General features: G+C 68.1%; 15 protein-coding genes. 8 read left to right on the top strand and 7 right to left on the bottom strand.

Annotated elements, in window-relative coordinates:
* The first annotated feature begins 41 nt into the window (after positions 1-41).
* A complete protein-coding gene (locus ACWDGI_RS20655; RefSeq protein WP_450760953.1) occupies positions 42-410 on the top strand; it encodes a VOC family protein in 369 nt (122 codons plus the stop codon).
* A gap of 210 nt (positions 411-620) precedes the next feature.
* On the opposite strand, the gene ACWDGI_RS20650 is transcribed toward ACWDGI_RS20655, so the two are convergent.
* The gene (locus tag ACWDGI_RS20650; protein WP_450760951.1) at positions 621-1523 is read right to left on the bottom strand and encodes a helix-turn-helix transcriptional regulator; all 903 of its coding nucleotides are present in this window, start codon (positions 1521-1523) and stop codon (positions 621-623) included.
* Positions 1524-1755: 232 nt separating this feature from the next.
* On the opposite strand from ACWDGI_RS20650, the gene ACWDGI_RS20645 reads away from it, so the two are divergent.
* Together ACWDGI_RS20645 and ACWDGI_RS20640 are read left to right on the top strand one after the other, a co-directional pair.
* Positions 1756-2544: an SDR family oxidoreductase gene (locus ACWDGI_RS20645; RefSeq protein WP_450760949.1), complete on the top strand. Its 789-nt coding sequence runs from the start codon at positions 1756-1758 to the stop codon at positions 2542-2544.
* Positions 2545-2827: 283 nt separating this feature from the next.
* Positions 2828-3850, top strand: a complete 1023-nt coding sequence (locus tag ACWDGI_RS20640; RefSeq protein ID WP_450760947.1) for an LLM class flavin-dependent oxidoreductase — start codon at positions 2828-2830, stop codon at positions 3848-3850.
* Between the two features lie 89 nt (positions 3851-3939).
* Here the strand turns inward: ACWDGI_RS20640 and ACWDGI_RS20635 are convergent, their stop codons facing one another.
* Both ACWDGI_RS20635 and ACWDGI_RS20630 read right to left on the bottom strand, forming a co-directional pair.
* A complete protein-coding gene (locus ACWDGI_RS20635; RefSeq protein ID WP_450760945.1) occupies positions 3940-4557 on the bottom strand; it encodes an NAD(P)-dependent oxidoreductase in 618 nt (205 codons plus the stop codon).
* 53 nt (positions 4558-4610) lie between these two features.
* Positions 4611-5459, bottom strand: a complete 849-nt coding sequence (locus tag ACWDGI_RS20630) for an inositol monophosphatase family protein (RefSeq protein WP_450760943.1) — start codon at positions 5457-5459, stop codon at positions 4611-4613.
* Between the two features lie 119 nt (positions 5460-5578).
* Here ACWDGI_RS20630 and ACWDGI_RS20625 point away from each other — a divergent pair, with 119 nt between their 5' ends.
* Positions 5579-6517: a LysR family transcriptional regulator gene (locus ACWDGI_RS20625; protein ID WP_450760942.1), complete on the top strand. Its 939-nt coding sequence runs from the start codon at positions 5579-5581 to the stop codon at positions 6515-6517.
* 608 nt (positions 6518-7125) lie between these two features.
* Here ACWDGI_RS20625 and ACWDGI_RS20620 read toward each other — a convergent pair.
* Positions 7126-7971: an SDR family oxidoreductase gene (locus ACWDGI_RS20620; RefSeq protein ID WP_450760940.1), complete on the bottom strand. Its 846-nt coding sequence runs from the start codon at positions 7969-7971 to the stop codon at positions 7126-7128.
* A gap of 100 nt (positions 7972-8071) precedes the next feature.
* Positions 8072-8851 (bottom strand): SDR family NAD(P)-dependent oxidoreductase, encoded by a 780-nt coding sequence (locus tag ACWDGI_RS20615; RefSeq protein WP_450760938.1) that lies wholly within the window; start codon positions 8849-8851, stop codon positions 8072-8074.
* A 166-nt stretch (positions 8852-9017) separates the two neighbouring features.
* On the opposite strand from ACWDGI_RS20615, the gene ACWDGI_RS20610 reads away from it, so the two are divergent.
* From ACWDGI_RS20610 to ACWDGI_RS20595, 4 genes are all read left to right on the top strand, one after another.
* Complete coding sequence (locus ACWDGI_RS20610; RefSeq protein WP_450760936.1) at positions 9018-9899, top strand: helix-turn-helix transcriptional regulator; 882 nt, start codon at positions 9018-9020, stop codon at positions 9897-9899.
* Positions 9900-10003: 104 nt separating this feature from the next.
* Complete coding sequence (locus ACWDGI_RS20605; protein ID WP_450760934.1) at positions 10004-10444, top strand: hypothetical protein; 441 nt, start codon at positions 10004-10006, stop codon at positions 10442-10444.
* The gene (locus ACWDGI_RS20600) at positions 10441-11133 is read left to right on the top strand and encodes a hypothetical protein (RefSeq protein ID WP_450760933.1); all 693 of its coding nucleotides are present in this window, start codon (positions 10441-10443) and stop codon (positions 11131-11133) included. The genes ACWDGI_RS20605 and ACWDGI_RS20600 overlap by 4 nt, the downstream gene beginning before the upstream one ends.
* Positions 11134-11162: 29 nt before the next feature.
* Positions 11163-11633 carry an SLATT domain-containing protein gene (locus ACWDGI_RS20595; protein ID WP_450760931.1) on the top strand — a complete coding sequence of 157 codons (471 nt, stop codon included), beginning with the start codon at positions 11163-11165 and terminating at the stop codon, positions 11631-11633.
* Positions 11634-11876: 243 nt separating this feature from the next.
* On the opposite strand, the gene ACWDGI_RS20590 is transcribed toward ACWDGI_RS20595, so the two are convergent.
* Both ACWDGI_RS20590 and ACWDGI_RS20585 read right to left on the bottom strand, forming a co-directional pair.
* Positions 11877-16673 (bottom strand): TIR domain-containing protein, encoded by a 4797-nt coding sequence (locus tag ACWDGI_RS20590; protein WP_450760929.1) that lies wholly within the window; start codon positions 16671-16673, stop codon positions 11877-11879.
* A complete protein-coding gene (locus ACWDGI_RS20585; protein ID WP_450761367.1) occupies positions 16663-17655 on the bottom strand; it encodes a trypsin-like serine peptidase in 993 nt (330 codons plus the stop codon). Before ACWDGI_RS20585 ends, ACWDGI_RS20590 begins: the two co-directional genes overlap by 11 nt.
* Between the last annotated feature and the right edge of the window lie 94 nt (positions 17656-17749).

The raw sequence follows: 17749 nt of genomic DNA, 5'->3' as shown, positions 1-17749 counted from the left end.
CTGCATGTCAGAAAACTGACATGAAAGCAAGGAGTGTCATCATGCCCGCCACCGGCCCCGACTTCATCTCGCTCCAAGTGCGCGACCGCGACGCCTCGCAGGCGTTCTACGAGCAGTACCTGGGCCTTGTCCGCTCGCCGGCCGGACCTCCGCACGCCGTCGTCTTCGAGACGAAGCCGATCGCGTTCGCACTCCGCGACGTCATCCCCGGCACCGACCTCGCATCCGTCGCTCAGCCCGGCATCGGTGCCGCGATCTGGCTCCACGCCACCGACGTCCAGGCCATCCACGACGCGCTCGCCGCCGACGGTCACACCATCGTCTCCGCCCCGATCGACGGCCCCTTCGGTCGGACCTTCACCTTCGCCGACCCCGACGGCTACCAGGTCACGCTCCACGACCGCGTCTGATCGGCCGAACGTCACCGGCCGATCCTCAGCGGTTGCGCCCCAGGCTCGTGCGTGACGCCACCTTCTGCCCTGCTGACCTGACGACGTTCTGCCGCTGGATGACCTCGGCTTGGAAGTGGTCGGCCGGCAGCTGCATCCCGACACGCCGTGTTGTTCCGTCGAGTGGTCGCTCCTGACGACTGGTGCCGTGCCTGCGGCAGTCCGATCTGCTCAGGCTCCCGGAGGGGCTGCCGCTTCGCTGGGGCCGGCCGGGCGGGGGTGCAGGGCGGTGTCGGGAGTGGGTGGTGCGTTCCAGCTGTTGAGGATGCCCAGAGACTCGGCGGTGGGGGAGCCCGGGTCGGGTATGTACACGCACAGTGTCTGGTTCTCGTCGCCGGGGAGCAGCAGTGACTCGTAGGAGAAGTGCAGGTCGCCGACGAGCGGGTGCCAGTAGTGCATGGCCCCGTGGGTACGGCGCAGTACGCGGTGGTCGTTCCACCACGTGCTGAACTCAGGGGAGTTGAGGGTCAGTTCGCCGATCAGGTCGGCGAGCCGGCGGTCTTGGGGGCAATGGCCTGCTTCCAGGCGCAGCATGGCCACGGTCTCGCAGGCGATCCGCTCCCAGTCGACGGTGCGCTCGCGGGCCTGGGGGTCGAGGAGGTAGTAACGGGCGAGGTTGCGGCGGGGGACGGGCAGTGCTTCGAAGTCGGTGAGGATGGCGCGGGCCAGGTGGTTGGAGGCCAGGACATCCGTGCGCCGGCCGAGGATGTAGGCGGGCACGTGGTCCAGGGTCTGCAGCATCAGGTGCAGGCCCTGGCGGACCCGCTGCGGGGCCACCGGCGCCCGGCGTCCGCCCTGGCGGGCGAAGAGGTCGGTGAGGTGCTGGTGCTCGGCGGCGTCCAGGCGCAGGGCACGGGCCAGGGCGTCCACGACCTCGGGGGAGGGGTTTGTGGCCCTGCCCTGTTCCAGCCGGGTGTAGTACTCGGTGCTCACGCCTGCGAGGCGGGCGGCTTCCTCTCGGCGAAGACCGGGGACGCGTCGGGAGCGCCCGTCGGCGGGCAGCCCGGCCGACTCGGGGCTGATCCGCGCGCGACGGGTGCGCAGGAAGTCGGCGATCTCGCTGCTGCGGTCCATACACCCAGTCTGACGTGCGCGCATGCTGGGCGCTCTGCGCTGGGTGGCCCTGCCGGTACCTGTCTGCCCAGGGCCATCTCCGGGCGGTGCGGGCCGGTCTCAGGGTGGTCTTCTGGATGCATCGGGCCAAGACGGCGCACGTCACTGGGCCGCTCCCGGCCGGCCCGCTCCCACGTTCCCGCTCCAACATTCCCGCTCACGCATTCACTGATCTTCCGGAAGGTGTCATCTCATGACCACCGAGACCTCTGCCACGAAATCCGCCACGCCCTTGGACGGTCGGGTGGCCGTGATCACCGGCGCGTCCAGCGGCATCGGCGAGGCGTCGGCCGAGCACCTGGCGTCGCTGGGCGCGAAGGTCGCCGTGCTGGCGCGGCGCGCGGACCGGCTGGACGACCTGGTTGCCCGCATCGGCAAGAACGGCGGCACCGCTGTGGCGATCGCCGTCGACGTGACCGACGCCGTCGCGGTGCAGGCCGCGGCCGACCGTGTGCAGGCGGAGCTGGGCGCCGCGGACCTGCTTCTCAACAACGCCGGAGTCATGTTGCCCGCGCCCGTCGAAGAACTGCGCATGGACCAGTGGCAGCGCCAGATCGACCTGAACATCTCCGGTCTGATGAACGTCATCGGCGCCTTCACCCCGCAGCTGGTACGGGCCGCCGGCGAGCGTGGTGTCGCCGATCTGATCAACACTTCGTCGAGCGCCGCGCACAACCTGTACCCGACCTTCGCCGTCTACGCCGGCACCAAGGCGTTCGTCTCGCACCTCTCCAAGCACCTCCGGGCCGAGCTGGGTGCGAAGAAGGTGCGGGTCTCCGCGATCGAGCCCGGGATCGTGGGCACGGAGCTGCAGGACCACGTCACGGACGCCGGCGCCAACGCGTGGCTGGAGGGATCGAAGGAGACCGTCGACTGGCTCCAGTCCGACGACATCGCGCAGATAGTCGGCTTCATCGCCTCCCGGCCGCTGCGGGTCAACCTTCCGCAGGTCTTCATCATGCCGACGGCCCAGGCCAGCTGACACCCCCACGAGCCCGCCCGGCACGGCCACCGAGGAGGCACCGATCCGCGTGGGCAGCCTTTCGCCACAACATCCGCCTGCTCGGTAGTCCCTCTCCGGCCCACCCCGACATCGAGGAACTGATGCCGCCATCCTCAACGGCACGATCGAGTTAGGGAAGGTCTCGGACACCACCGCGGACCTCCAAGGCGTCCCGGCCGGCCATCAGCCATGGCCGACGGCAAGTGCCTGAGGGTTCTCCCGACCCCGGGTATCAGACACGGCTTCCAACCCTGGACACACTGTGAAGAAAATCGGATTTCTCTCCTTCGGGCACTGGTCACCCAGCGAACATTCCCAGGCGCGGTCGGCCGCGGACGTCCTGCTCCAGTCGATCGACCTGGCGGTCGCCGCCGAGGAGCTCGGCGTGGACGGCGCGTACTTCCGCGTGCACCATTTCGCCCGGCAGGCGGCCAGTCCGTTCCCCCTGCTCGCAGCGATCGGCGCGCGGACCTCGACGATCGAGATCGGCACCGGCGTGATCGACATGCGTTACGAGAACCCGCTGTACATGGCCGAGGACGCGGGCGCCGCCGACCTGATCTCGGCCGGCCGGCTGCAACTGGGCATCAGCCGCGGCTCACCGGAACAGGTGATCGACGGCTGGCGCCTGTTCGGCCACAGCCCCACGCCGGGCGAGACGGACGCCGACATGGCCCGCCGCCATACCGAAGCGTTCCTCAAGGTCCTCGGCGGCGAGGGCTTTGCCCGGCCCAACCCGCGGCCGATGTTCTCCAACCCACCCGGGCTGCTGCGGATCGAACCGCACTCCGAAGGGCTGCGGGACCGGATCTGGTGGGGTTCCGCGTCGAACGCGACCGCTGTCTGGGCCGCCGAGCTGGGCATGAACCTGCAGAGTTCGACGCTGAAGGAAGACGAGACGGGCGAGCCGCTGCACGTGCAGCAGCGTAAGCAGATCGACGCGTACCGGGAGGCCTATGGGAAGGCAGGACATCGCAGGCAGCCGCGGGTGTCGGTCGCCCGCAGCATCTTCGCTCTGACCGACGACCTCGACCGGGCCTACTTCGGCCGCGACCGCGACTCCGAGGACCACGTTGGCATGCTCGACGACACGACCTGGTCGGTCTTCGGGCGCTCCTACGCCGCGGAGCCCGACAAGCTGGTGAAACTGTTGCAGGACGACGAGGCGATCCAGGCCGCCGACACCCTGCTGCTGACCGTCCCGAACCTGCTCGGGGTCGACTACAACGTCCACGTGCTGGAGAGCATCCTCACCCACGTCGCGCCCGAACTCGGCTGGCGCTGACCTGTTCTGGAGCGGTGTCTCGGGGGTGTGCGGACGCCGGCCCGCGCCGTAATGGCGGCTCGGACCGGCGTCCGTCGTCGGGGCGGGGATCAGTCCCCGAGGGGGACGGCGATCCGTCCGGGAAAGCGCGGGGTCTGGGCCTCGTCGAGCATGGCGGCGGCGACCGTCTCCCGGCTGATGCGGGCCGGGAAGAACCGCTTGGGGGTCTCGTCCAGTCCGACCGTACGGCGACTCGTGCTCACCGGTCCGTTCGCGAACGGACCGGAGTGGAAGACGGTGCCTCCGCCCTCCAGCACGGCGGCGTCGGCGCCGACCTTGTCGGCCAGTTCCGCGCCCATCGCCTTGAGCAGGGTGCGGGTGGCGAAGCCGGCGGCCTGCGCGGACGGACCCGTGCCGTAGGCGCCGAGCCAGACGATCCGGGCCGGGTGCGCCGCCAGCACCGCGCGGGAACCGGCCGTGAGCACGCCGGGCTTGTCCCCCTTGGCCACGCCCAGGCCCGAGAGCACGATCTCGCTGCCGTCCAGCGCCTCCGCGATGCCGGCCGGATCGCGCACGTCGGCGGCCACACGGGTCAGCCGCGGCGAGTCGGGCACGGCGATCCGCGCCGGGGTGCGAGCGACGGCGGTGACGGTATACCCGCGCTCCAGCGCCTGGCGGGTCAGCGCGAGCCCGACGGCGCCGGAGGCAGCCAGGATGGTCACATTCATGACGGGTTCCTCACGTTCGGGTTCTCGGTGGTGTCCGGTGGCCGCGCGCCCGGTCAGGCGACCGTCGTCAGGACCTGGACGGCCGCGGCGTGCAGCGCCGGAGCGGTGGCTACGACGGTGTCGGCGCCCGGGCTCCACGGCGTGCCGTCGATCCGGGTGACGACACCGCCGGCTTCGGTGATCATCAGTGCGCCGGCCGCCACGCCGGGCAGGACCGGCTCGTACTGCCAGAACACGTCGTTGTGCCCGGCGGCCACCAGCAGCATCGGGAAGGTGGAGGGCACGGCGGCGCGCACCAGCAGAGCGTTGTCGAGCATCGCCGTGATCGACTGCCCGATGCGGCGGTAGGTGCCCTCCTGGTCGGCTTCGGCCTGCCCGGTCACCACGATCGCGGCATCCAGGCCGGTCTTCGCCGAGACCTTCAGCGCGGTGCCGTTGAGTTGGGCACCCGCGCCACGCAGCGCGGTGTAGGTCAGGTCGCCGACGGGCTGGCGCACCACGGCCAGCACCGTCTGTCCGTCGCGCACCAGCGCCACGGTGACCGCCCACTCGGGCAGCCCGTGCACGTGGTTGACGTTCCCTTCGACCTCGTCGACCACCCACCATTCGCCCGGCGGCAGTTCGGTGGTCTCGTACTCGTCGGTCAGCCAGCGCGCCCCGGGGCGCAGCGCGGTCAGGGCCGGGCGCAGGATGCCGAGCGAGACCTGTCCGTCGGCCGTGCCGGCCTTGAACATGTCGTCACGTCCGGCGGGGCGGGCCGTGGTCGAGTATCTCGCCTCCAGGGCACGGCCCGCCTCGGCCGCGATCTCGACCACGGCGGCGAGCAGCGCGCGGTCCTCGGCCGAGGGGGACGAGGCGACCGGAGTCGCGGAGGCGTTGTCGGCGGCGGTGGGAACGGTCATGATGCAGCCCTTTCAGAGGGGGATTCGGGACTCGTCGGTCCCGGACGCCGCCAACGCTACGAGCGCCTCCACATGATTGCCAGTGCACTCTTGTAAGGTCATCCGTTACCGTGGTGCATGTGGATCTGAACCTGCTGGTAGCCCTGGACGCCCTGCTGGAGGAGAACAGCGTCGCGGCCGCCGCCGAACGGCTGCACCTGTCGCCGCCGGCCATGAGCCGCACGCTGGCCCGCATCCGCAAGGCCACCGGCGACGACATCCTCGTGCGCACCGGACGCACCATGACCCCGACCCCGCACGCACTCGCCCTGCGTGAAGAGACCCGGGACCTGGTCAGGCGCGCCACCGCGGTGCTCACCCCGGTGACCACACTCGACCTCGACACACTCGAACGCGGCTTCACCCTGCGGTGCCACGACGCGCTCGTCTCGGCACTGGCGCCGCTCCTGATCGCCGCCGTCGCCGACACCGCGCCGAACGTCTCGCTCACATTCCTGTCCGAACCCTCCGCCGACGTCACCGACCTCGCACGCGGACAGACCGATCTGGAGGTCGGGGCCACGGCGCCCCAACGGCCCGAGATCGCCGCCTGGCACATCGGCACCGACCGGATGGTGACCGTGATGCGCGCGGACCACCCGCTGGCCACCGGCCCGCTCACACCCCGGCGCTTCGCCGAAGCCGAACACGTCACCGTCTCCCGCCGCGGACGACTCACCGGCCCCATCGACGACGCCCTCGCCGACCTCGGCCTGCACCGACGCGTCCGCGCCGCGCTGCCCACCACCGCGGCAGCACTCGAACTCGCCGCCCGCACCACCATGGTCACCGCGGTCGCCGAACAGGTGTGCCGACCGGTCTGGACCAGCCTGCGACTATGCGCTCGAGCGCTGCCCCTCGACCTTCCCCCCGTACCGGTCATCGTCGCCTGGCACCACCGTTACGACACCGATCCCGCCCACACCTGGCTCCGCACCGAAGTCCGGACCGCCCTGCGAACCGTCCTCACCGCACCCGCCCCGGACACCGATCCGATCCCATCGGTGAACGCCACCTGAACCATCTGTCCCCGGGCCCGAGCGACACATGTGCGAGTCAGGCGTGACGGCGCGGTCTACCGGACCGGGCCCTCATCTTCTCCTGGCAGTTCGTCAGGCATGTCCAGGATGGTCTCTCGCGTGTACCGAGGGCTCTCTGGGTGTGGGGCCACCATAGGGGCCATGAGTCCGGCGAGGAGCCTGCTCGGGTCATCCGTGGAGAGCGCCAGGCCCAGGGTCTGCAGGATGCGCAGCGCGCAGTCCCGGATGGACTGAGCGTCCGTCTCGGGCGCCGCCGTGCTCCTGATCTCGTCACACACGCGGCCGAACTGCTCAGCGCTGACCGTTGGCCGACTTACCGGTTGCGCCATGGTGCGCTCCTCCTGGAAGGGCGGGCCGATCCACCCGCCCTTCCAGAAAGCGCCGAGCGCACCCCGACGGCAACTGGAGAGGAGCGGTGCGCAGGCGCTCGACCACATCCGCCCAGATATCGATGGCAGGGCTCAGGGCGCGCTGCCACAGGGCATGGTCCCGAGTAGCCCCACTTCGCGCATCGGGGGGCGTTCGCTTTGAGCGGTCATCGGGCGGGCCGGGCACGCCCGATGCGTGGCTCTGCCAGTGGCTGGCACTCAGGCGTTGGCGTCGTCGTATGCCAGATCGTCGCCCAGTACGCGGGATGCCTGGGCCTGTGCCAGGAGCTCCCTGGCTTTGGCTTCGACGCCTCGGATGGCGTCGGCACCGGCGACGAACCGCAGCGGCGGCTTCTCCTGGTCGGCGATGGCCAACAGGGCGCGGGCGAGCTTGGCTGGGTCGCCGGACTGCCGGCCGTTCATGCTCTTCCAGGCCGCGACGGTGGCCGTGGTGCGCTCGGCGTAGTCGTCGATGGTCGGCTCGGGCCAGATGGTGGAGCCGTCGACGAGGAGTTCGGTGCGGAAGAAGCCGGGTTCCACGACCGTGGTGTGGATGTTGTACGGCTCGACGTCGTAGCGCAGCGACTCCATCCACCCTTCAACACCGAACTTGGAGGCCGCGTACGCGACGCAGAACTCCTGACCGATCAGACCGGCGGAGGAGGAGAGCGTGACGATATGGCCGGCGCGCTGCTTGCGCAGGACGGGCAGCACGGCGCGGGTGACGTTCATGGGTCCGAAGAGGTTGGTCTCGATCTGCAGGCGCATCTGCGCGGGCGTGATCTCCTCGAAGTAGCCGGCGAAGAAGTTCCCGGCGTTGTTGACCAGGACGTCGATGCGGCCGAAGCGGTCGACGGCGGCCTGCGCGGCGGCCTCGGCGTCCTCCGGGCTGGTGACGTCCAGCCTGGTGACCAGCAGGTTGTCCCGGGGTCCGCCGAGGGTCTTCTCGACCTGATCGGGGCGGCGGCCGGTGGCGACGACCTGATGGCCGTCGGCGAGGGCCGCGCGGACGATGTCCGTACCCAGGCCGCGTCCGGCGCCGGTGACGAGAATGACCTTGCTCATGGGGCTTCCTTTCAGGTGCCGTGATCGGGCACCCGGTGTTGTGCGGTGCTGCTGCGTGGCGTCCCGGCGGCCGGGCGAGCCGTGAGTGAGGGGAGACTGTTCAGGCTTGATCGGTGGGCATGATCCACAGTTCGCCGATGGAGGCGTGGCGGGGCCGGGTGACCATGTAGGCGACGCCGTCGGCGATGTCGTCGGGAGCGAGGACCTCGGTCTGCTCGTAGAAGGTGCCGATCGCTTCGCGGACCCCGGGTTTGTGGTCGTTGTGCGAGCCGAGCTCGGTGTCCACACCGCCCGGTTCGAGGACACCTACGCGGACGTGCCGCTGGGTGACCTCCTGGCGCAGGGATTCGGTGAAGCCGTTCACGCCGAACTTGGTGAGGTTGTAGACGCCGTATCCGTTCCACGCCACGCGGCCGGCGATCGAGCTGATGTTGACGATGTCGGCGACCCCGCGCGGTCCCTCGTCGGCGGCCTTGAGCAGATGCGGGAGGGCCGCGCGGGTGGTGTAGAGCAGGCCCTGTACGTTGACCGCGATCATCCGCTCCCACTCCTCGGCGTCCGCGCCGACGACCGGGCCCAGGAGCATCAGGCCGGCGTTGTTGATGAGGGTGTCCAGTCGTCCGAATTGCTCGACGGACTGCCGTACGGAGGCTTCGGCCTGGGCGCGGTCGGTGATGTCCGCTTCCACCGCCAGGGCCGTGCCGCCCGCCTTCTCGATCTCGGCGACGAGGTCGTCGAGACGGTTCTTGCGGCGGGCCACGAGCGTTACGGCGGCGCCGTGCTCGGCCAGCCGGCGGGCGGTGGCGGCGCCGATACCGCTGCTCGCGCCGGTGACGAGAGCGACGGTACCGGTCAGATTCGATGCGGTCGGGGGAGTCATGGGTGTCCTGTTCGCTGGCCGGGGTTCGTGGTGCGGTGGGCCCGTAAACCAGGCAACCACCCGCCGAGCCCGCCTGGGCCGCCGAAAAAGGCACCCCTCCACCGGGGGTCCCGCAGTACCCCTTTCCGGGCAGCCGGCGGCCCGGAAGCGGCCGTACGGTGGATTCATGGACCGCAGCACCGGGATCCGCGAGTTCCTGCGCACCCGCAGGGCCCGGGTCACCCCCGAACAGGCCGGCCTCGCCCCGCAGCCGGGCGCCCGCCGGGTCCCGGGGCTGCGGCGCGAGGAAGTCGCCCAGCTCGCCGGGGTCAGCGTCGACTACTACGTCCGTCTGGAGCGAGGCCGCGTCCAGGGCGTCTCCCACACCGTCCTGGAGGCCGTGGCCCGCGCCCTGCAACTGGACGACACCGAACGCGCCCACCTCTTCGATCTCGCCCGTCCCACCGAGACCCGGGGACGCCGCAGGCGACCGCTCAGCCCGCAACGGGTGCGCCCCGTCCTGTACCGGGCGCTGGACTCACTCGGTACTCCCGCGATCGTCCTGGGACGCCGTATGGACGTCCTGGCCGCCAACCGGCTCGGCCACGCCCTCTTCACCGACTTCCAGGACCGCCCCCACCGCGAGCGCAACTTCGCCCGCTACGTCTTCCTCGACGAGACCGCCCACGCCCTGTACGCCGACTACTGGGAAACGGCAGCCGGAGACTGCGTGGCCACCCTGCAGCTGTACGCAGGACGTCACCCCGACGACCCTCAACTAACCGAGCTGGTAGGGGAGTTGTCCGTGCGGAGCGACGTGTTCCGCCGGATGTGGGCCGACCATGACGTCCTCGCCCACACCACCGGCACCAAGCGCCTCCACCACCCGCTGGTCGGTGACCTGACCCTCGACTACGTCGTGTTGGCCGTCGAGGGCGACCCCGACCAGAACCTCACCATCCTTACCCCCGAACCCGCCTCACCCTCCGCAGACGCCCTCGGCATTCTCGCCAGCTGGACCCACTCGTCCGGCGGGCAGCTGAGCGACGGGATCAGCCGGAAAGCCTGAGCGAGAATGTTCCCGACACCGAATCTTCGGGACGCCGCGTATCGAGGCCGGGTATAACAGGCGTTGTGCGGCTGTACCGAGGTCAGAAAGACTGGTGGAGGGACATGTCGGTCACTGCACCGTCGCTACGGTCGGGGTATGACCGTGATGCGGCAACCTTCGCCGAGCAGCAAGTCGACCGTCTGATGCGGATGTTGTCGAAGGCGGACAAAGGCGATGCGAGGGCACGCGACGCTCTGGAGTCGGAGCTCCTGCATCTCCAGAGCACCAGGCATACCAACCCCTTCGTCTCGTGCAGCCGCAGGTGGTCGGTTGCGCAGAGCTTCGCCCTGTTCGGGGACACGCCGGGATACGTGCTGACCGTCGAGGGGGAAGGGCCGGGCCTCGACATCGCTGCCGTCCGTGAGCGGCATCGTATGTTCGGAGACGCGGTCGACTACCTCTTCGAGTTCGGTGTTCCACAGGCGCTGGGCGCGGACTTCGCAGTGGTCGAGGTGCACCGGGTGCAACCCTTCGGGCTGCCCACGGAGGTGGTGTATCCGTGAGGGCTTCCAGTGCCGTACGGGATGAACGCACAGGCTATTTTGCCTGGGCCTTCGAGAACCTTCCGGCCCTGGCGGACATCGCTGACGGTGTACAGAGCAGGAGAGCGGTTACGCCCGACGACGTCGCCGGCCAGGTTCGCTTCGCCGCCAAGAACGCCTTCCGCCTGGAGACCACTACCGGGAGAGACCTGGGGGACCTGGAGACTCCCACGGGGAGAGACCTGGAGGAGGAGCAGACGTACTGGTCTTCCGGCGGCTCCGGTGAGTACCCCTTCGGTTTCCGCACGCCTACGCGGTACGCAGACGTGGTCGATGGTCCCGGCCTGTCCCTGAGTGTTCCGCGACTGTACTTCGGCTCCGATGGCGAGTACCTGGATGCCCGGGTGGACGCCGCCGCCTACCGACTCATGCTCAACTGTTTTCTGATGTCGTTCCTGGCGGACCCCGTCTGCCTTCCCTGGCTAGGCCTCCTCATGTTGCGTGGCCCGCTCGACCGGCAATTCACCATCGCCCGTTTCCTCGACGCCATGACCGAAACCAGCATTGCAGGACGTTATGACAGCCCGCCGAGCCGGGCCTTGGTGCTCGAGTGGATCCGCGCCATCGATCAGCGCGACGTCTCCATTCGCCGCGACATCGATCTGACCGGAACTGTGGGCACTTACCTCGTAACCCTCCGCCGCTCATGATGGCGGGGGGTGGAGAAGGAGGGGTGGAGATGAGTGACGAGCAGTCAGCGCGGACGGAAGCCGACACGGCTCTGGAACTTGTCGAAGGCCAGGTCGCCCGGCACATCAGGGCGTTTTCCTCAGCGAAGCGATTCTTTCGTCGCATGTCCCTCATCCAGACGGTGAGTACCGCGACGCTTGGCGCACTGACGACGCTACTTATCGGCCTGGCGCAGGTGTACGGGCGTGACTGGCTGAACGCTCTGTCTTTGACATCCTCCTCGCTGGCAACGATCTCCGCCGCATGGACCGGCTGGTACGGCGCACGAGACGGGTGGGTGACCAACCAGAGGACGCTCAACAGCCTCTACGAACTCCGGTCACGCATTACGTTCGAGTCGACGCTCGCGGACCGTGCACCCGAGGCAGACAGAGCATCCCGGTACTACGCCGAATACCAACAGATCCTCAACGATGCCAATGGCCAGTGGGAACAGAACCGCCGCAGCCAGACCCAGTGACCCAAAGCCCGGCGACAAGCATGCGTGAGTGCCTTGGCGCTTACCACCGCAAGGTCCGCGCCCGCGTCGAGTACGCCTTCGCCCGGGCGATGCCTTGGGCCTTGGCGTGATGGCATGGGCTTTCGGGCTGGGTGGCTGCCGATGCGGTGAGGGCAAGAGCCGCCGCGACAACGAGCGCAACGCCTGCCGTCCAGCTCTTGGACCTCAGTGGAACCTGCACTCTATTGGGGACGTTGCCGGGCGTCAGTGACGGACATCTTGGAGGAGTTGGGGCCAGCCGCCGTCCGAGGCTCCCCGCTTGTACCTGTCCAGGATCCTGTCGACGGCGCTTTGGAGACGGTCGCCGAGCCTGTGCTGGTCGGTGATGGCTTCGACCGCGGACCGCAGGTCGGTCGCGCGCCTCAGCGGCACGTACTGCAGCATCTGAGCAGCGAAGTAGTCTTCCATTTCGGGCAGTTGGCGGATGATGCGCAGGTGGGTGGAAGCATCGTTGCCTGGCACGACGATCCGCATGGCCGCCTGCCAGGCTTTGGCAATGTTCTTGCGGCGGGCATCGCCCAGACCGCTTTCCTTCAGCCGGTGTCCCACGCCCAGTAGCAGGTCGACGGCATTCTCGCCGGTGAGAGGGTTCGTTCGGTCCTCGGCGATGACATAGGCGGAGGTTCTCGCGATGGCGCTCGCGTCGACCGGAGCTACGAAGCCGAGCCGGTAGGTCTCCTCGATGTCAGCTGCCGTGCCGTGAATGCTGTACCACCACAGGCACCAGTGCCGCGCCCGGCGCCCTTGCTCGCTGGTGCAGTCGATGGCCCCAGCCTCATCGGCGCCGCACAGCCGACGCAGTACACGCAGCGCCTCGGCCGGCGGATACACCTGGCGTTGCAGCCCGCCGCCGACGAGTTCGACGAGCCAGCCGACCGTGGTGGAGTCGGGAACGCGCTCGATCCAGCCTTCCAACTCGTCCCAAGCCAGGGGCACAGAAGTGCCCGCCTGTTCGAGAAGGACAAGGAGAGACGTCAGAGAGCGCAGCCGGCCCCGTGTCTCCTGACTCATGGTCCGCGGGCGGACCTCCGGCACCGTCTGACGAACGGCGGCAAGCGTCGTCTGCACCAGACGGGCACGCGTGGCCGCATCGAGCCCCACTTTGTATTTGAGGAGTTCTTCCAGTTTCTGTTGTCTGCCGATGCGCAGCAGCAGGTCCGCGAGCAGGCCCGCTTCGCGTTCGGCGGGGACCTGCTTGAGGAAGGGACCGAGCCAGGCCGCCACGTCCTTGCCGATCACCGCGAACTCGGCGGGCGGTGCCGAGATGACAGCCCTGGCCTGCGGAATGTCCGCGGCGGCGGCGCGCACCACAAGGTCCCGAAGGCACCTCCGGTCCTGCCATACCTGCGTCGGACTGTCGGAGTGCTTACTCCAGGCGAGTGCCGCCCGCCCCGCCACGTCGGCTACCCGGTGCAGGGGAAGATCGAGTTGCTCCAGTGCCTGCTTGACGACCTTGAAGCGAATGTCCGCCAGGCTCTCCGTCATGCTGACGGGCATCCCCTCGACAAGCCAGTGCACAGCCAGCTCGCGGACGGTTTCACCGACCGGCGTGTCGCAGTTCAGCAGGTGGACCAGCCCACCTTGCGAGAGGTCGGTCACGTATTCATGGCGAGTGACTTGAGCCAGCAGACGCACAACGGCAGAAGGATCGGTGTCGGGACACTGATCCACATGCGCCAATGCCATGAGCAGCGCGCCGAGTCGCGATCGGTCGACGGTTGTGGCCTGGGACGCGGACAGAAGCCGCGAGACGACTGCGGTGAGCAGGTCGATCAGTTCAGTCTGGTTCAGGCCGCGCAGATACGGCATCAAAACGGCGGTGTGCGCTCTGATGAGGACAGCGGATGTGACGGTGCTCTCCGCCAACATCCGGTCGGCGCAGCGAGCCCATCGTTCAGGGTCCTCGTGGTCGGCGGCCAAGGCCGCCATTCTGGTCATCAGGCCGGCCACGTAGTCGAATCCGGAGCGTTTCAGCGCGGCTTCGGAGACTTTGGTCAGCAGATTGGAAGCCTGTTCCGGGGCCCAGAGCAGTAGCGTGACGAGGAATTCGGCCAGTTCGCCGCGTGTCGCCAGAGAATCCTTACCCGCGGTGGCACGGGGGATGAACTGCAGCGTTTCGATGGTCATAAAGACCTGTTCGGTGTCGCGAGGCAGCAGCCGGCCCAAGACCTCGAGCACGGTGATCCAGGCGTGGTCGCGGCGCTCCAACGCGGCCTGGAGAACAGCGATGTCATTCTCCCCGTAGGGCCGCGCAGGCGCGGGCAGGAGGGTGAGGAACTGGTTCAGGGCGGGCAACGGGAGCCGTTCGTCGCTCCGCAGCAGGTGCAGCAGGTCGGGCAGCATGCCTGCGGTCAGCAGCGAACTCTGAGCACACACGGAGAGCACCGCCCTGCGCAGACCGTAGCGGGGCGTGGCGCGTTCGTGCGCAGGCGTGGACGCAAAGGTCCGCAGCAGGTCACCGACGGTCTCCTCTGCGGCAAGTGCGCAGTCCGATCTGCGGTCCGCACACAGCCAGGCCTGCTCGAGGACCGCCAATAGAAAGTAGTCGTCGCTCTCCTGGCCGCGCACATACCTGACGAGCGCGCGCAGTCCGGAACCTCCGGGTTCATGGACCAAGGCACGGCTGGCCGCGTACTCGAAGAATGTTTGGTGAAAGAATTGGAACACGCCGCCCGAACACTGGCCCACGCCCCGTGCCACCAGGAGTTTCACATCCCGGGAAAACCGGCCTGGCGGAAGAGTTGAGGGCAACCGCACTCGGGCGAGGTGCGCCTCAGGTTTCCCGGTCCGCAGCATCTCGAGCGCCAAGGCCATGGCGGTGTCAGCAAGATCGCGGCCGGGGGAGGGGCGTTCCCCGCCGCCGTCCCAGTACCGGCGGTCGCTGACAATCCGGTGATCCCAGTAGGCCTCGTACAAGCCGGTGGTGTCGACGATATCCGGTACGTCGCCGGGAGTGTAGATCTCGAAGAGCATGCGCAAGGTCAACGGGCGCAGACACAGCGCTTCGACGGAGATGTCCCGCGCGGCGATCTCCAGCATCCTGGTGATCACGTCTTCCCGGATCCGGGGAGTGGTGGTGAAGAACCTGCTATGAGCCAGCACGGCACGTTCGAACTCGCTGGATCGGCCTGGGTACGTGGCATCCGGGTCGGGTGTGTGAGCGTAGTCGGACAGCTTGTGTCGCTGCCACCGCGAGGGCAGCTCGCTGGCCTCCTGCACTCTCGACGACACGACGACGGCCGCGTCCGCGCTCACCGCCGACTCCACGATGGTGACCAGGGACTCCCAAGAAGCTGTGTTGTTGACGAGGACGTCCACAGTGTCGATCAGGACGGTTACCTTCCGTCCGCTCTCATGCGCCTGAGCAATGGCGGCCAGCAGCATTTTCTGATCGACCCGCGTCGCGCCGTCTTCGTCGGCCGCCAGCCATGTCGCCTTGAGGAAGAAAACCTCTGAGGCCGGCGCCTCGCAATACCGCCGCGCGAGGCCCCAGAGCAGGCTTGTCTTGCCGCAGCCGGCTTCGCCGGTGACGACGACAGGGGTGCCGCGGTCGGTGGCAAGGCTCGCAAGGATCTTCTGCTCCTGATCCCGGGTGATGTAGAGCCCTGCCTCGAACTGGGTCTCCAAACCGTCGACGAAATTCGTGCCGGAGACGTTTCCCGCCGAGCGGCGGGCGCGCTCGCTGTAGCGCTGGAGGCGAGGCAACGGGTCGCCGGGGCTGAATGTCAGGACGGTCTCGGTGGTGGAGGCCGGCGTCGCGGTTCCTGCCAGCCCGGAGCCGGACACCGCTGCCGCGAGGATTTCCTTGAGGTCCGCATCGCCGGTGTCACGCAAGTCCACCGGCGACAGCAGAGCAAGGCTGCCGCTGGCTTCGCCAGCCACGAGCAGGGGAAGCAGGCGGTGGCGGGCGGTCGCGATGTCCAAGCCGTACACGATGAAGTCGCGTTCGGCAGTCTTCTCCGTACTGGCCAGGTAGGCAGGGCTGACGATGGCGACCGTTTTTCCGTTTGCCTCCACGTGCTCCCGCACGGTGCGAGGCCCAGGGCGGTCTGTGGCGGGTCCCATGAGCACCCGGTGTCCTGCCGCGGCCAGGGCGTCGTAAACCCGCGATGCCCAGGTCCGGTCCTCCGCCACCCAGCTGAGCATGATCACAGGGGGCTGCGCCTGACTGTTGTCAGTGGTCGTCGGCTCCGCGATCCACGGGTGCGGGCCTTGCCGCACCGCTTTTGCGATCACGGTCACCGGAACACCCTGGTTCTGGACAGCTGACGTGTAGGTGTGCATACCGACGAGACGGCCGCGCACGTCGACGACCGGACCGCCGGACGAACCCAGCAGCGTGTTGGCGTTTTCGTAGCGGAAGCGTGTACCACGCGGGCTGAGTAACGCCTTCTGAGGAATTGCCAACTGCAGGTGTTTGCCCAGAGGGTGGTGCGCGAGCAGGAGCAGTGGCGCCCGGCGAAAGTCGTAGGGGCTCGAATCGAGTGTGTAGTGACCGCGGGGGAGGGACTCGGGATCGTCGCTACAGGGCGGCACCGGTGTGGATGTGCGGAGCAACGCATAGTCGAGGCGGTCCGGTGGAGCATCCCATGCCAGTGGGGAGCGCTCGCTTTCCTCCTGGCTCGTGGGGCTGTGGTCCAGTAGCTCAGTCAACTGCACCAGGGTGCCCGCCCCGTTCGGACCCGTTGGCGGGTTTCTGTGGAAATCGAAACGCGCCCACGTGTTGCCGCTCAGCCTACGTGGCTTTTGGGCATTGCCCATCACATGGCCGGCGGTCAGAAGCACGTCTGGCCGGACCAGAACACCGGTGCCCTGCGGCTGGCCATCGATTTCTACCAGTGCGACTCGTCGCTTGAGGTCGGCGAGGGCCTGGTGAAGGTCCTCGATGTCCAACATGCCTGCCGACGCCCTTGTGATCGCCTGCAGGCCGGGCTCGTTCAGCGCCTCGATGAGGGTCTCGGCGGTGTACTTGTCCCAAGCCCGGGCGTCCTCAGCGGCCATGGGCTCTGATGATACGGGCGACCGCACTGGCTGGCACGGCCTCATTGCTGAGGCGCTCACGGCCACGAGAGTGCAGGGCCACCGCCTTGCCGGTGTCCAGATCGATCAGCGCGGATCCTGAGTTGCCGCCCAATGTCGTGGCGTCATGATGCACAACGCCATCGCCGTCGATCGCCGTTACCAGCCCTGCGGCCAGCCGCTTGCAGTCGTACACGCCGTCAAAAATGCGCTGTTGATCGAGTGGATTGGCCCGGCTGTCGAGCGCGGGGTAACCGATCACGGCGATCCACCGGCCTACTTGCACGGGGGTGGTGTCGAGACTGACGACACCGGGTTCGGCCTCGCCATCCTCGCCGATGTCGGCAATCCGCAAGAGACCTACGTCTGGGCCGCTGCGCGGCTCGATCCACACGACTTCCGTCACGCGAAAGCGTGACTTGGACGGTCGCTGATACTCCTGGTACCAGTCCATAGTGGCCTTTACGGGCTTACCCGGGGCCGACATGTCGAAAGCGAAGCCCTTGCCGTGGGCGTAGGCGAACTCGCTCGCCACATGGCGATTCGTCACAACCAGTTGAGAACTCACCATCCAGCCGGTACCTGCATACTCAAGCCAATGGTTGCACAAATCGACCCGGCCAACGCTGGGGATCGCATTCTCCAGAGCTTGACGGGAGTGCTCGACACGCTCGGAGACCTTCTGGTTGGTGACGAAGCCGTCAGGGGGGAGCACGACCGTGGAGTCCTGAACGAGATGTACGGGCCGTAGATATCGCTCGATGATCGCCTCGACCCCGGAGCCACCGGGCACCCAGATACCCTCGGTCATACGACGCACCGCATCGGCGGCGACGTCGACGGTCAGGCCGCCGTCCATGCTCTCCGACCCGCTCAACCCGGCCGCGCCGGCAGCGATCTCGTCGAACCTGTCCAGGAACTCCTGCCTGACCTCGTCGTCGGCGAAAAGATAACGATAGTCCAAGAGGTGCCTCTTGCTGGTGGTACGAGATTGAGTCCATCCCTGCCGAGATCGTACGGAATCCCCTGGCGCCGAAGGGGCGGTTTGTGAACTTCGC

Source organism: Streptomyces sp. NPDC001220 (genome assembly GCF_053597895.1).
The sequence above is the reverse complement of the archived record's forward strand: the minus strand, read 5'-3'. Positions and strand labels throughout refer to the sequence as shown.

What these genes read in the sequence shown, in the direction of transcription:
- ACWDGI_RS20655 (WP_450760953.1), top strand. Translation starts at nt 42, where the DNA reads ATGCCCGCCACCGGCCCCGACTTCATCTCGCTCCAAGTGCGCGACCGC.
- ACWDGI_RS20650 (WP_450760951.1), bottom strand. Translation starts at nt 1,523, where the DNA reads ATGGACCGCAGCAGCGAGATCGCCGACTTCCTGCGCACCCGTCGCGCG.
- ACWDGI_RS20645 (WP_450760949.1), top strand. Translation starts at nt 1,756, where the DNA reads ATGACCACCGAGACCTCTGCCACGAAATCCGCCACGCCCTTGGACGGT.
- ACWDGI_RS20635 (WP_450760945.1), bottom strand. Translation starts at nt 4,557, where the DNA reads ATGAATGTGACCATCCTGGCTGCCTCCGGCGCCGTCGGGCTCGCGCTG.
- ACWDGI_RS20630 (WP_450760943.1), bottom strand. Translation starts at nt 5,459, where the DNA reads ATGACCGTTCCCACCGCCGCCGACAACGCCTCCGCGACTCCGGTCGCC.
- ACWDGI_RS20620 (WP_450760940.1), bottom strand. Translation starts at nt 7,971, where the DNA reads ATGAGCAAGGTCATTCTCGTCACCGGCGCCGGACGCGGCCTGGGTACG.
- ACWDGI_RS20615 (WP_450760938.1), bottom strand. Translation starts at nt 8,851, where the DNA reads ATGACTCCCCCGACCGCATCGAATCTGACCGGTACCGTCGCTCTCGTC.
- ACWDGI_RS20610 (WP_450760936.1), top strand. Translation starts at nt 9,018, where the DNA reads ATGGACCGCAGCACCGGGATCCGCGAGTTCCTGCGCACCCGCAGGGCC.
- ACWDGI_RS20605 (WP_450760934.1), top strand. Translation starts at nt 10,004, where the DNA reads ATGTCGGTCACTGCACCGTCGCTACGGTCGGGGTATGACCGTGATGCG.
- ACWDGI_RS20595 (WP_450760931.1), top strand. Translation starts at nt 11,163, where the DNA reads ATGAGTGACGAGCAGTCAGCGCGGACGGAAGCCGACACGGCTCTGGAA.
- ACWDGI_RS20590 (WP_450760929.1), bottom strand. Translation starts at nt 16,673, where the DNA reads ATGGCCGCTGAGGACGCCCGGGCTTGGGACAAGTACACCGCCGAGACC.